Raw genomic sequence first — 13,211 nt, 5'->3', positions numbered from 1 at the left:
CGGGTTGTCTGCCGGCGAGTGAACCCTACACAGAATCTTGCAATTTTAACAGGGACGGCGTGAGAGGCTCACGCCAGCAGCGCGACCGCCTTCACCTGGGCCCAGACATGGGTTCCGGGGACGATGCCGAGCTCGCGCCGCGAGCGTTCGCTGATGCGCGCGAGCAGCGCGATCTCGCCGGTCTGCAGCCGCACCATCACCTGGCCCGCCGGGCCCGCGGGAGCCAGCTCGCGCACTTCGGCCGGCAGGATGTTGGCGATGCTGGTGGCGCGTGGACGCTCGAGCGCCAGGCTGACGTCGCGCGCCTGGATGCGGCAGCGCACCCGGCTGCCGGGCATGGCCTCGCGGCGGGCGGCGTAGAGCATCCCGCCGGGGAAGGACAGGCGCGCCATGCCGTCCTCGTCGTGGCCGGTGAGCACCGCGTCGACCACCACGCCCGCGTCCTCGTCGAAGGCGCCGGCCAGGTCGATGCGGGCCAGCAGTTCGCCCAGCGGGCCGCTGGCGCTCACCCGGCCGGCATCGAGCAGCACCAGGTGGTCGGCCAGGCGCGCCACCTCGTCCGCCGCGTGGCTGACGTAGACGATCGGCAGGGACAGCTCGTCGTGCAGGCGTTCCAGGTAGGGCAGGATTTCCAGCTTGCGCTTGAGGTCGAGCGCGGCCAGGGGTTCGTCCATCAGCAGCAGGCGCGGCGCGGCCAGCAGGGTGCGGGCGATGGCCACGCGCTGGCGCTCGCCGCCGGACAGGCGCGCCGGGTCCTGGCCGAGCAGGGGCAGGATGCCCAGCAGTTCGGCGACGGCGCCCAGCGAAGGCTGGCCTTCCTTGCGCCTGGCGCGCTTCTGTCCGAATTCGAGGTTGCCGCGCACGCTCAGGTGGGGGAACAGACTGGCCTCCTGGAACACATAGCCGACCGCGCGCTGCCAGGTGGGAACGAAGATTCCGCGCGCCTCGTCCTGCCAGATCTCGCCGCCCAGCGCCATATAGCCGCCCGGCGCGCGTTCAAGTCCGGCGATGGCCCGCAGCAGGGTGGTCTTGCCGGAGCCGGAATGGCCGAACAGGGCGCTCACGCCTTGCGCGGGCAGGTCCAGGTCGACGTCGAGCGCAAAGCCGCCGCGGTCGATATGAAAGCGCGCACGGATGCTCATCGGCGTACCCCGCGCATCGACTGCGGATAGAAGGTGTACAGCGCCAGCAGCACGATGAAGCTGAAGGCCAGCATGCCGCCGGCCAGCCAGTGGGCCTGGGCGTATTCCATCGCCTCGACGTGGTCGTAGATCTGGACCGAGACCACGCGCGTCTTGTCGGGGATGTTCCCGCCGATCATGAGCACCACGCCGAATTCGCCGATGGTGTGCGCGAAGCCGAGGATGGCGCCGGTCACGAAGCCGGGGCGGGCCAGCGGCAGGACCACCGACCAGAAGGTGTCCCAGGGCCCGGCGCGCAGGGTGGCCGCCACTTCCAGCGGACGCTCGCCGATGGCCTCGAAGGCGTTCTGCAGCGGCTGCACCACGAAAGGCATCGAATACAGCAGCGAGGCGATCACCAGGCCGGGGAAGGTGAAGGCCAGGGTGCCAAGGCCGAGCAGGGCGCTCAGGCGTCCCAGCGGTCCCTCCGGGCCCATGGCCAGCAGCAGGTAGAAGCCCAGCACGGTGGGCGGCAGCACCAGCGGCAGGGCGACGATCGCGACCACCGCGTTCTTCAGGCGCGAGCGGGTGCGCGCCAGCCACCAGGCCAGCGGGGTGCCGAGCGCCAGCAGCAGGACGGTGACCAGGGAGGCGAGCTTGAGGGTCAGCCAGACGGCGGAAAAGTCAGCGGCGTCCGGCATCAGATCTCGTAGCCGAAAGAGCGGATCAGGGCTTGCGCCTTGTTGGAACGCAGGTAGTCGAGCAGGGCCTTCGCGGCCGGGTTGGCGCCTCCCTTGGCCAGCAGCACGGCGTCCTGGCGGATCGGTGCGTGCAGGTGGGCGGGCACGATCCATCCGGAGCCGGACGTGAATTGGCCGTCGCGCCAGACCTGGGACAGGGCGACGAAGCCGAGTTCCGCATTGCCGGTGCTGGCGAACTGGTAGGCCTGGGCGATGCTCTCGCCCTGCACGATGCGCGGCTGAACTGCCGCGCGCAGTCCCAGCTTGTCGAGCACCGTCATCGCGGCCGCGCCGTAGGGGGCGGTCTTGGGATTGGCGATGGCCAGGTGGCGGTAGTCCGCGCTCTTGAGGATGTCGCCGCTGCTCACCAGGCCCGCCTGCGCAGACCACAGCACCAGGCGGCCGACCGCATAGGTGTAACGGGTGCCTGCCACGGCCTGTCCCTCGGCTTCCAGCCGGGCCGGGGTCTCGTCGTCGGCGGCCAGCAGCACCTCGAAGGGCGCGCCGTTGCGGACCTGGGCGTAGAACTTGCCAGTGGCGCCGAAGGCGAGCAAGGCCTTGTGGCCGGTGTCCTTCTGGAACTGGGCGGCGATGGCCTGCATCGGCGCGGTGAAGTTCGCGGCCACCGCGACCTGGACTTCGCCGGCATGGGCGGAGAGGGCGCAAACGAGACCGGCAAGCAGGCTGGCAAGACGTTTCATGGCAAGGTGAGGGTGACGATCCAGGCGTGAGTGTATAACGGATGGGCGATTCGTGAAGGGGCAAAAAAAAGCCCCGCACATCGTGCGGGGCCGTTCGGTCAGACCAGCTTACTTGTCGGTGACGGTGAACTCGCCGAAGGCCTTGAGCTGTTCGCCCACCGCCTTGGCGTCGCCCACCACGACGATCGACTGGTTCTCCGGCGCGAAGTACTTCTTCGACACCGCATTCACCTGTTCCGGCGTGACCTTCTGGATCAGCGGCACGTACTGGCCCAGGAACTCGGCCGGCAGGCCCACCAGCCAGTTGTTGGCCAGGGTGGTCGCCACGCCGCGCTGCAGCTGGTTGGTCAGCAGGTAGCCGCCCGCCAGGTAGCGCTTGTTCATCTCCATTTCCCTGGCCGGCACTGGCTCGGCGCCGATGCGCTTGTACTCGCTGAAGTACTCGTTCAGCGCCGCCGCGGTCACGTCGTTGCGCACTTCGGCGCCGCCCACGATCGCGCCGCCGGCGCGGTTCATGCGCGCACCGGCCGAGGCGCCATAGGTGTAGCCCTTCTCCTCGCGCAGGTTCATGTTGACGCGGCTCGAGAAGCCTCCGCCCAGGATGGTGCTGGCCAGGCGCAGCGGGATCTGGTCGTCGGCGCTGGCGGCGATGCCCGGGCTGCCCAGGCGCAGCGCCGACTGCACGCTGCCGTCGCGCTGCACCAGGATGCGGGCCGGCTTGGCGGCCACCGGCGCGCTGGCGGTTTCAGGGAGGGCTTCGCCGGAAGCCTTCCAGTCGCCGAAGGCCTTCTGCGCCAGTTTCATCGCTTCGGCTTCGCCGATGCGGCCGGTGATCACCAGCAGCGCGCGGTCCGGACGGAAGCGCTTGGCGTGCTCGGCGCGCAGCATCTCCTGGGTCACGGCGTTGATCGATTCCACGGTCGGGGTGGTGCGGCCGTAGGGATGGTCGCCGTAGACCGCGCGGTTGATGGCGCGCTCGGCGCGGAAGGCCGGCTGGGTCTCGGACACGCGCAGCGCCTGCAGCGCGTTGGCCTTGGCCAGCTGGATCTCGCTTTCCGGGAAGGACGGGGTACGCGCCACTTCGGCCAGCAGCTGCATCATGGCGCCGGCATGCGAGGTGAGGGCGTTAGCCTGGATCACGATGCCGTCCGAGGTCGGGTTGGCGCCGACTTCGCCGCCCATGCCCTGGGCCGCTTCGGCGATGGCGCGCGAGTCGCGCTTGGCGGTGCCTTCGTTGAGCATGCCGGACAGCATGGAGGCGAAGGCCGGGCGGGCCGGATTATCGGCCGCGTAGCCCGCGCCGCGGATGGCCAGCACGTAGTCCACGCGCGGCAGACCCTTGCGCGGCACCACCCAGACGGTCAGGCCGTTGGACAGGGTTTTCTTGGTGATCTTCGGCACCGGGACCGGCTTGTCGGCGCCGTAGGCGGGCATGTCGGCCGGCGCGGTCGCCGGCGCTGCGAATGCGGCCGGGGCGAAGGCGAGCGAAACGGCAAATGCGAGCATCAGTTTCTTCATGATGCGCTCCTTATTTCGAAGCGCCGGCAGGCGCAGGGGTGGTCGGGGCGGCCGGCTGGCCGGCGGCGGCCATCATGGCGGCCGGCTTGCGGTCGATGACGGTGCGGTTGGCCGGCACCAGGTAGGTGCGCACCGCGCGCTGGATGTCGGCGGAGGTCACGCCTTCGATCCAGCCCGGGATCTTGTTGACCACGTTGGCGTCGCCCCACAGGGTCTGCAGCTTGGCCAGGGTGTCGGCGCGGTTGATGAAGCTTTCCAGCTTGTTGTTCCAGTCGGCGATCATGCGGGTCTTGACGCGCTTGAGGGTGGCGTCGTCCACGCCTTTCTCGGCGACCTTGGCGATTTCTTCGTCCATGGCCTTGAGCAGGGCGTCGGCGCTGCTGTTCGGCTTGTACAGCGCGAACACGGTCAGCAGGGTGGGGCCGTCGTATTCCCATGGGCTGGTGAGGCCGAACAGGGTGTCGACGTTGAGCGCGATTTCGCGGCCCTTGACCAGGCCCTGGTAGAACAGCGAGGCGTCGCCGCCGGCCAGCAGTTCGGCCAGCACGGCGATCGCGGCCTGGTCCTTGCTGCCGCGCTCAGGGACTTTCCATGCTGCGGCGATCGCCGGCACCTGGGCCAGGGCGTCGCTCTGCACCACGCGCTTCTCGACGGTGTTCAGCGGCTCGCTAAAGTCGCCCGGCTTCGGAGTGGGACGGGCCGGGATCTTGCCGAAGTATTTCTGCGCCAGCTCGAAGCCCTGCTGCGGGGTGATGTCGCCGGCGATCGCCAGCACCGCGTTGTTCGGGCCGTAGTAGTCGCGGTGGAAGGCGCGCACGTCGTCCAGGTTGGCGTTCTCGAGATCCTGGAAGCTGCCGTAGCCGTCGTGGTTGTTCTCCCACTTCTGGAACGCCTGCTGGCTGATGTCGATCCACATGAAGCCGCCGTAAGGCTGGTTCTTCACGTTGACGCGGATCTCTTCCTTGACCACGTCCTGCTGGTTCTTCAGGGTCTTCTCGTTGAAGTCCAGGGTCTTCATCCGGTCGGCTTCCAGCCACAGGATCGGCTCCAGCGCCGACACCGGCGCGGTTTCGATGTAGTTGGTGAAGTCCGGACGGGTCGAGCCATTGTTGCGGCCGCCGCCTGCGGTGATGGTGGTGTCGAACACGCCCTTCGGCGCATTCGGGGTGCCCTGGAACATCAGGTGTTCGAACAGGTGGGCGAAGCCGGTGCGGTTCTTCGGCTCCAGGCGCATGCCCACGTGGTAGACCACGGAGACGCCGACGGTCGGCGAAGTGCGGTCTTCCGAGACGATGACGGTCAGGCCGTTATCGAGTTTCTTGACGTTGACCGGAAGGGTCCACTGGTCTTTCGGTGCGGCGGCTGCCGACAGCGAAAGGGTGAGCCCGGCCAGCAAAACAGGTAATTGGCGCATGCGCATTGGTGACCTCGAATAGGAACTCTGGGAAGTGAGCTGTTGACGGCCGTTTTGCGGACCATCAGGCTCCGCATCTTAGCGCAATGTCATGTCAACAAGTAATGTTTTTATAGCATATGCATGTGAGATTATTCCGTTCATCCATAGTGCATCGGTCTCCGCCATGCGCGCCCTGTTCCGCGTTTTATGCAGTTCGTCGCAAGCCGCTGCGCAGCGGCCTGGTCCCGCGATATAGTTGCAACATGCTAAGGTATGATGCCGGGCAGGCCACGAGCGGCCCAGGCAAGAACGAGACGAGAAAGGACGCTGGATGAATCACCTGATCAAGCTGGGCGTGGCGCTGGCCAGCCTGTGCGCCACATTCGGGATCGCGCATGCCGCGCCGGAGGTGGTCACGGAAATGCGCCCGGTCGATGCGCGCGTGGTGCGCGTCAAGCTCGACGGCGTGGTCGACATGAAGATCCGCCAGGGCAGCAACGCCACCCTGGTGCTCACCGGCGATCCGCGCCTGCTGGGCAAGACCACCACCTTGCAGAGCGGCGATACGCTCAACATCGACACCGAGACCCGTGGCGTCGGCCTGAACATCGGACGCGGTTCCGGCCTGCGCGCGGAGCTGGTGCTGCCGAGCCTGCGCGAAGTGTCGTCCGAAAGCGTCGGCTCCACCGAGGTGAGCGGGTTCTCCGGCGACGAACTCGAGCTGACGCTCGATGGGGCCGGCTCGATGAATGTATCATCGAACTACCGCGTGGTGACGGCCAACCTGGGCGGTGTCGGCAGCATGCGCGTGCACGGCATCAACAGCGAGAGCATCGACCTGAACCTGCACGGCGCCGGCTTCGTGACCCTGTCGGGCCGCAGCAAGAGCCTCAAGGCCGAGCTCGGTGGACTGGGCGGCCTCGATGCCCAGCAGTGTACGGCCGAGAACGTCACGCTGGACCTGTCCGGCCTGGGCAATGCGACCGTGACCGCCAACCACAACGCCAAGCTGACCCTGTCGGGGATGGGCTCGGTGACGGTGTACGGCAAGCCGCAGAACCGCAAGGTCGAGGTCGAAGGGCTGGGCAAGGTCAGCTGGAAGTAGTAAAAAACAAGAACAAGAAAACAAGAACAAAACAACGGGAGTCCTGAACAAGGACCAAGGATACGCAGAGATCCCGATTCCATGCACGAGACATGAAAAAACACATCGTAGCGTTCGCAGTCGCGTTCGGCCTGCACCTCAGTGCCCAGGCCGGCTTCGCGGAAGGCGCGAGCGCCTATAACGCCCGCAACTACGCGCTGGCGCTGAAGGAGATCAGTCCGCTTGCCAGGGCCGGCAACGCGGACGCCCAGCATTTGCTGGGCCTGATGTATTACATGGGCCGCGGCGTCACGCGCGATTACAAGCAAGCCTTTTCCTGGCATCACAAAGCAGCGCTGCAGGGCAAGGCCGACGCGCAGTACGTGGTGGGGGCGATGTACTACACCGGCAACTCGGTGCCGCAGGACCAGAAGCATGCCGTCACTTGGTTCCGCAGAGCGGCGGAGCAGGGACATGCCGAGGCCCAGCACGCGCTGGGGCTCATGTACCGCTATCACCAGGCCGGGATGCCGCAGGACATGGTGCTGGCCTACATGCTGTGGAACCTGGCGGCGGCCGGCGGCAACCGCAATGCGGTCGACCAGCGCGCGGCGATCTCGCGCCAGATGACCCAGGAACAGATCGAGGAAGCCCAGGCGCTGTCGCGTACCTGGCGGCCGGGGACGCCGCTGCCGACGGCCTCGCGGACGGGAGTCGGGTCCTGAGAATCGCAGCCGGCGGTTCCGGCCGGCATCCTAGCGCCGGTCGGCTTTCGCCCGCTCCAGGTAGGCGCGAAGCTCGTCGAAGGTGACGGCGCCGCGGCGCCTGGTGTCGATGGCGTCGAAATGGCTGGCGACGAAACCGAAGCTTTTCGCCTCTTCGGCAGTCAGGCTGCCATTGCCGTCATGGTCGGCCGCCTTGAACTGCGCCTTCAGCTTGGCCAGCGCCTGCGCGCGCAGCTCGGCGCCCGCCGCCGCCGGTTCGGCCGGCCGGACCCGCAGTGCCGGCGGGACCTGGGCGTCGTTGCCCAGCGGCGCCTGCGCGGCAGCCGCGCCCGCCGCACTCGCAAGCAGGATAAACAGGTGCATGGTCTTCATGGTGCCACCGATACGCTGTTGTAGAAGGCGCGCAAATCGGCCTTCTGGAGGCGGCGCACGCTGTCGTCGAGATAGCTCATGTGCCCGCTGTTGTAGTTGCGAATCTGAATGCTTGCGCCGGCGCCCAGCCGCGCCAGGTCCAGCTCGGTCTGGTAAAACGGCGTCGCAAGATCATGATAGCCGCTCATGGCGATCACTTTCAATGCGGGATTGAGGGTCATGGCCGCGGCCAGGTCCGGTATCGTGTCCGGCAGCGGCTTGCCGTCGTGCGTGAAGCTCCACAGGTTGAGGACATTGTTGGAGCTGAGGTAGGGCGTCGTCGCGGTATAGCGCAGTTCGTCCTTCAGATAGGTGCCGATCGTGCTGACGAAAGCGTTGCCCACCAGGTTGATCGAGGGATCGCCGTTTCCCAGTGCGCTGCCGCCGGGCGCCTTCACCCGGGCGTCGTAGCGTCCGATCACCTGGCCCGGCAGCAGGCGCGCGCGGTAGGCGCCCGGCACCATCGACAGATCCTGGCGCCAGCTTAGCGTCGGCACCCCGGTATAGGCGGCCAGCTGGGTCACGGTGGCGTCGCTCGGCGGCGTGCCGCTGGCGAGGAAGGCGCCGACCTCGCTGCGGTAGGCGCCTGCGGCGAAGTCGCGCACCTGCTGCAGCAACGACGAAAAGTCGGTCGGCAGGCTGCCGTTCTGGTGGTAGGCGGACACCGCCGCATAGCTCGGGAGATAGCCTTCGCAGCTGAGCTGGCCCGGGTCGAAGACGCCGCAGTTGGAGTTGTAGTTCATGGCGGCCGACTGCAGCATCACGCCGGCCACGCGCACGCCGGCGCTTTCGAGCAGGTTGGACAGCACCGCCGTGCGCGGCGCGCCGTAGGATTCGCCGAACAGGTAGACCGGCGACGCTTGCCGGTTGTTGGCGGCGAGGTAGCGGCGCACGAAGTCGCGGAAGGCCGCCGCGTCCTGGTCCACGCCCCAGAACTGGGCGTTGGTGCGCGGCGAGATCGCCTGCGAGTAGCCGGTGCCGATGGCGTCGACGAAGACCAGGTCGGAATGGTCCAGCAGGGTTTCCTGGTTGTCGACAAGCTGAGGTGTAGCAGGGGGAGGCTCGGTGGACGGGAAGCCGGTCGCCAGCCTGCGCGGCCCGAAGGCGCCGAGGTGCAGCCAGATCGAGGCCGAACCCGGGCCGCCGTTGTAGAAGAAGGTGAGCGGGCGCTGCGCCGCCGGCTGGGCGCCGGCGGTGTAGGCGACATAAAAGAAGGATGCTGCCGGCTGTCCGGTGGCGAGGTCGGTGGCTGTCAGGTGCCCGGTGGTGGCGGTGTAGTCGAGCGGGCGGCCGTCGAGAGTGATGCGGGCCGCGACCGTGGCGGCGCGCTCTTCCGCAGCTGTCAGCGACGCCGTTGCCGCGCCAGAGTAGACCACCGGATCGGCGTAGCTGCCGGGCAGCGTCGCGACCGGTGGCGGCTGAGGCGCCGGGGCAGCCGCCGGGGCGCTGTCGCCACCCCCGCCGCACGCGGCCAGGGTGGCCGCGAGCAGGGCGCTGGCCAGGCTAGATAGGGAGCCGGCGCGGCGCGGCGCTTGCGCGGAAGGGGGAGTGGCCATGATCGTCCTCGAGGGAAACTGGCGGGCATGATGTCAATTATGCACCTGATGAGAAAGAACTCAACAGTAATTACAACGATGCAGGTTCGTGTCCGGGTCGATGTTCAAGATGGGCATCCGATCACGTGGAGAAGCTGGCTGCGGCAGTGTATGGATGAAAAGGCAAACATGAAGGTGTTTCTGGACGACGAGCGCGTAACCCCGGAAGGCTGGGTCCGTACCTACTGGCCCGACGAGGTCATTGCCCTGCTCAAGACCGGACAAGTGACCGAGCTGTCGCTCGACCACGATCTGGGTGACGACGAGCGCGGTACGGGCTATACGGTGCTGTTATGGCTGGAGGAGCAGGTAGTCACTGTCGGCATGGCGCCGCCGGCAATCAGCGTGCACTCAGCGAATGCGTCGGCAAGATTGAAAATGGAAGCAGCGATCGCGTCGATCAAGCGGCATGCGAGAGAGTGAAGTGCTCGCGGCGCGGGTCATGTGTCGAGCTGGTGTCAAAACTCAAGCCGACGCATGGCAAGAACCTGTTTGCCGCTTGTCAAGGGGTTGAGCAGCCGCTTCTCCCCGGATGACGTGAAGTGCACCATTAGTGTTGCTGTTAAGGCAAGCCAAGCGGGTTCCCGGCGACGCCCACGCCCCGCGTACCGTACAATTGCGCTTTTTTCAATACGGAGCCGTCCATGCGCGCCATCGAAATCACGCAGCCCGGCAAGCCGGAGGTCCTCCAACTGTGCGAGCGTCCGCTGCCGCAGCTGAAGGAAGGCGAAGTCCTGATCAAAGTGCATGCGGCCGGCATCAACCGGCCCGACGTGCTGCAGCGCCTCGGCCACTATCCGGTGCCGCCCGGCGCCTCCGATCTGCCGGGCCTGGAAGTGGCGGGCGAGATCGTCGACGGCGAACTCGGCGCCAGCGGCTTCAGGAAAGGCGACATGGTCTGTGCCCTGGTGCAGGGCGGCGGCTATGCCGAATTCTGCGCCGCGCCGCTGGAACAGTGCCTGCCGCTGCCGCCCGCCCTCACGCCGCTGGAGGCCGCCACGCTGCCGGAAACATTCTTTACCGTCTGGAGCAATGTGTTCGACCGCGCCCGCCTGGCCGAGGGCGAGACCCTGCTGGTGCAGGGCGGCAGCTCGGGCATCGGCGTGACCGCGATCCAGCTGGCCAGGGCCCTCGGCCACCGCGTGTTCGCCACCGCGGGTTCCGACGACAAGTGCCGCGCCTGCGAGGAGCTCGGCGCCGAACGCGCCATCAATTACAAGACCGAAGATTTCACGGCCGTTGTCAAGGAACTCACGGCTGGGCGCGGTGTCGATGTGATACTGGACATGGTGGCCGGCGACTACGTGGCCCGTGAAATCAATTGCCTGGCCGACGATGGCCGCCTGGTCGTGATCGCGCTGCTGGGCGGCGCCAAGGCCAGCCTGGACATGGGCCAGGTGCTGCGCCGCCGCCTGACCATCACCGGCTCGACCCTGCGTCCGCGCCCGGTGGCCTTCAAGGCCGCCATCGCGCGCCAGCTGCGCGAGCGGGTCTGGCCGCTGTTCGGCGAAGGCAAGCTGAAGCCGGTGATCTACCGCAGCTTCCCGCTGGAGCAGGCTGCCGAAGCGCACGCGCTGATGGAGTCGGGCGCCCACGTCGGCAAGATCGTATTGCAAGTGTTGTAAGCCAACACTTGTATGGGAAGGCGGTGCAGGGCAGGGCAATCAGCTCAGCCATTGTTTGACCGCCACATTTTCGACCGCTAAAATAGCGGGTTATTTGACCGTGGGGTACTATGCGTCCCAAACTCGTTGTAGGCAACTGGAAGATGAACGGCAGCCGCGAAGCCAACACCGCGCTGCTTACCGGTATTCTCGAAGGCCTTGATGGCAAGGCCGCCGCGTGCGCGGTCTGTGTTCCCTCGCCCTATCTGTTCCAGTGCGAACAACTGCTCCAGGGTAGCAAGCTGGCCTGGGGCGCCCAGGATGTCTCGGCCCAGCCGTCCGGCGCCTTCACGGGCGAAGTGGCGGCCTCGATGCTGCTCGATTTCCATTGCCGTTACGTGATCGTCGGCCACTCGGAGCGCCGCGCCTACCACGGCGAGTCGAACGGGCTGGTGGCGCGCAAGGCCCAGGCGGCCCTGGCTGCCGGCCTGACCCCGATCGTCTGCGTCGGCGAAACCCTGGCCGAGCGCGAAGCAGGGCAGACCGCCTCCGTGGTCGGCGCCCAGCTCGACGCCGTGCTGGAACTGCTGGGCAAGGATGCGGTCGCCAGGATCGTCGTCGCCTACGAGCCGGTCTGGGCGATCGGCACCGGCAAGACCGCCACGCCGGAGATGGCGCAGGAAGTGCATGCGCAATTGCGCGCCCAGCTGCGTGCCTGCAACGCCGGCGCGGCCGATAGCGTCGCCATCCTTTACGGCGGCAGCATGAAGCCGGACAATGCAGCCGACCTGATGGCGCAGCCGGACATCGACGGCGGCCTGATCGGCGGCGCGGCCCTGAAGGCGGCGGACTTCCTGGCGATCATCCGCGCAGCCAGCTGAAGAATTTATACACGTAGTTAAACTTTGCCTTGAAATGGAATTGCAATGAACACCTTGTTCAATCTGATTATTGTCGTGCAGGTCATCTCGGCCCTGGCCATCATCGGCCTGGTGCTCGTCCAGCACGGTAAGGGCGCCGACATGGGCGCGGCCTTCGGCTCGGGCGCCTCGGGCAGCCTGTTCGGCGCATCGGGCTCGTCGAACTTCCTGTCGAAGTCGACCGCGGTGGCCGCTGCGGTCTTTTTCGCCTCGACCCTGGCGCTGGCCTATGCCGGCAACAACCGCACCAGCACCGAAGACGAAGGCGTGATGGGCCGCGTGACCGTGCCGTCGACCCAGGCCCCGGCCACCGGCGTGCCGGCCAACGCGGGCGCCAATGTGCCGGCCACCGCTCCGGCTCCGGCTGCTCCGGCTCCGGCCGCGGACGTGCCGACCCTGCCGGCCGCTCCGGCAAACCAGGCTGCCCCGGCGGCTCCGGCTCCGGCAGGCAAGTAATACCCCAAGGGTTGGCGGTGTTGCCGTCAGCCCTGTTGGCAAGACAGCATCGCGCCTTCGTCGTGACCCGGCATTGGCCTGATGAATGAAGAGGTGCCGTGCGCACCTGTTCGCAAATAGCTGTAGAATGCGGCCTCGCAGGCGACCCTGCCCGCGGCGAGCTTCGCGACAATGATGGCCGGTACCGGCCCTCGACAGTGATGGACCCTGGTGCTCCTCCTCCAGAACCTCCTCCTAAAGTTGAGAAATTGCGAAATATCCTTGTAGTAGCGCAATTTGTGCATTGAAAAAAAGTAGTAAGGCAGGGTAAAATACTGGTCTCCAGCCGACGTGGTGAAATTGGTAGACACGCTATCTTGAGGGGGTAGTGGCGCAAGCTGTGCGAGTTCGAGTCTCGCCGTCGGCACCAAGATAAAGAAGAGCCAGCTAGGGCGATGAGCAACCGCTCTCCTGCCTGAGCTGGCTTTTTTGCGAGGATCAGTCGTACGGTCCTGGTGGCAACCCTCATGCCAGGTTCGCGCGACTCGGCGCTGCATCCCCCGCAGTGTGTCTTTAACCGATCGTTCAAATAGGCTTCATCGTGAACCTCGAAAATTATTTCCCCGTTCTTCTCTTTATTCTGATTGGCGTCGGCGTCGGTGTCGCCCCGCAGGTGCTCGGCCGCCTGCTCGGTCCGCACCGCCCGGATGCCGCCAAGCTGTCCCCGTATGAATGCGGCTTCGAAGCCTTCGAAGACGCGCGCATGAAGTTCGACGTCCGGTACTACCTGGTCGCGATCCTGTTTATTTTGTTTGATCTGGAAACGGCATTCTTCTTCCCATGGGGCGTCTCGATGCGCGAACTGGGCTGGACTGGCTTCGTCACGATGATGGTGTTCATCGCCGAATTCGTCGTCGGTTTCTGGTACATCTGGAAGAAAGGTGCCCTTGATTGGGAATAA

At 66.5% G+C, this 13,211-nt stretch carries 14 protein-coding genes and 1 tRNA gene; 8 read left to right on the top strand and 7 right to left on the bottom strand.

Annotated features, from left to right (window positions below; all coding sequences use genetic code 11):
* Nucleotides 1-68: 68 nt before the first annotated feature.
* From modC to J8847_RS03490, 5 genes are all read right to left on the bottom strand, one after another.
* Nucleotides 69-1,142: a molybdenum ABC transporter ATP-binding protein gene (gene modC / locus J8847_RS03510; protein ID WP_211523287.1), complete on the bottom strand. Its 1,074-nt coding sequence runs from the start codon at nucleotides 1,140-1,142 to the stop codon at nucleotides 69-71.
* Nucleotides 1,139-1,822, bottom strand: a complete 684-nt coding sequence (gene modB, locus J8847_RS03505; protein WP_211523286.1) for a molybdate ABC transporter permease subunit — start codon at nucleotides 1,820-1,822, stop codon at nucleotides 1,139-1,141. Before modB ends, modC begins: the two co-directional genes overlap by 4 nt.
* Nucleotides 1,822-2,562 (bottom strand): molybdate ABC transporter substrate-binding protein, encoded by a 741-nt coding sequence (gene modA, locus J8847_RS03500; protein ID WP_211523285.1) that lies wholly within the window; start codon nucleotides 2,560-2,562, stop codon nucleotides 1,822-1,824. The genes modB and modA overlap by 1 nt, the downstream gene beginning before the upstream one ends.
* 108 nt (nucleotides 2,563-2,670) lie before the next feature.
* On the bottom strand, nucleotides 2,671-4,080 hold the full coding sequence (locus J8847_RS03495) for a pitrilysin family protein (RefSeq protein WP_211523284.1): 1,410 nt from the start codon (nucleotides 4,078-4,080) through the stop codon (nucleotides 2,671-2,673).
* 10 nt (nucleotides 4,081-4,090) lie between these two features.
* Nucleotides 4,091-5,494: a pitrilysin family protein gene (locus J8847_RS03490; protein ID WP_229429563.1), complete on the bottom strand. Its 1,404-nt coding sequence runs from the start codon at nucleotides 5,492-5,494 to the stop codon at nucleotides 4,091-4,093.
* 313 nt (nucleotides 5,495-5,807) lie between these two features.
* On the opposite strand from J8847_RS03490, the gene J8847_RS03485 reads away from it, so the two are divergent.
* Both J8847_RS03485 and J8847_RS03480 read left to right on the top strand, forming a co-directional pair.
* Nucleotides 5,808-6,581 (top strand): GIN domain-containing protein, encoded by a 774-nt coding sequence (locus J8847_RS03485; RefSeq protein WP_211523282.1) that lies wholly within the window; start codon nucleotides 5,808-5,810, stop codon nucleotides 6,579-6,581.
* A 92-nt stretch (nucleotides 6,582-6,673) separates the two neighbouring features.
* Nucleotides 6,674-7,285: a tetratricopeptide repeat protein gene (locus J8847_RS03480; protein ID WP_211523281.1), complete on the top strand. Its 612-nt coding sequence runs from the start codon at nucleotides 6,674-6,676 to the stop codon at nucleotides 7,283-7,285.
* Nucleotides 7,286-7,315: 30 nt separating this feature from the next.
* Here the strand turns inward: J8847_RS03480 and J8847_RS03475 are convergent, their stop codons facing one another.
* On the bottom strand, nucleotides 7,316-7,657 hold the full coding sequence (locus J8847_RS03475) for an EF-hand domain-containing protein (protein ID WP_211523280.1): 342 nt from the start codon (nucleotides 7,655-7,657) through the stop codon (nucleotides 7,316-7,318).
* The gene (locus J8847_RS03470) at nucleotides 7,654-9,252 is read right to left on the bottom strand and encodes a S10 family peptidase (RefSeq protein ID WP_211523279.1); all 1,599 of its coding nucleotides are present in this window, start codon (nucleotides 9,250-9,252) and stop codon (nucleotides 7,654-7,656) included. The genes J8847_RS03475 and J8847_RS03470 overlap by 4 nt, the downstream gene beginning before the upstream one ends.
* Nucleotides 9,253-9,279: 27 nt before the next feature.
* Between J8847_RS03470 and J8847_RS03465 the strand changes: the two genes are divergently transcribed.
* The 6 genes from J8847_RS03465 (at nucleotide 9,280) to J8847_RS03440 (ending at nucleotide 13,211) form a co-directional block, all read left to right on the top strand.
* On the top strand, nucleotides 9,280-9,714 hold the full coding sequence (locus J8847_RS03465) for a cyclic-phosphate processing receiver domain-containing protein (RefSeq protein ID WP_307727492.1): 435 nt from the start codon (nucleotides 9,280-9,282) through the stop codon (nucleotides 9,712-9,714).
* 221 nt (nucleotides 9,715-9,935) lie between these two features.
* A complete protein-coding gene (locus J8847_RS03460) occupies nucleotides 9,936-10,916 on the top strand; it encodes an NAD(P)H-quinone oxidoreductase (protein ID WP_211523278.1) in 981 nt (326 codons plus the stop codon).
* Nucleotides 10,917-11,026: 110 nt separating this feature from the next.
* A complete protein-coding gene (tpiA, locus tag J8847_RS03455) occupies nucleotides 11,027-11,776 on the top strand; it encodes a triose-phosphate isomerase (protein ID WP_211523277.1) in 750 nt (249 codons plus the stop codon).
* Nucleotides 11,777-11,821: 45 nt separating this feature from the next.
* Nucleotides 11,822-12,271, top strand: coding sequence for a preprotein translocase subunit SecG (gene secG / locus J8847_RS03450; RefSeq protein WP_211523276.1), 450 nt, complete (start codon nucleotides 11,822-11,824; stop codon nucleotides 12,269-12,271).
* A 324-nt stretch (nucleotides 12,272-12,595) separates the two neighbouring features.
* Nucleotides 12,596-12,680: transfer RNA gene (locus J8847_RS03445), tRNA-Leu, on the top strand.
* A gap of 171 nt (nucleotides 12,681-12,851) precedes the next feature.
* Nucleotides 12,852-13,211 carry an NADH-quinone oxidoreductase subunit A gene (locus J8847_RS03440; RefSeq protein WP_026354735.1) on the top strand — a complete coding sequence of 120 codons (360 nt, stop codon included), beginning with the start codon at nucleotides 12,852-12,854 and terminating at the stop codon, nucleotides 13,209-13,211.

Origin of the sequence: Massilia sp. AB1, assembly GCF_018119385.1 — a bacterium.
Classification (GTDB): Bacteria; Pseudomonadota; Gammaproteobacteria; order Burkholderiales; family Burkholderiaceae_D; genus Telluria.
The sequence above is the reverse complement of the archived record's forward strand: the minus strand, read 5'-3'. Positions and strand labels throughout refer to the sequence as shown.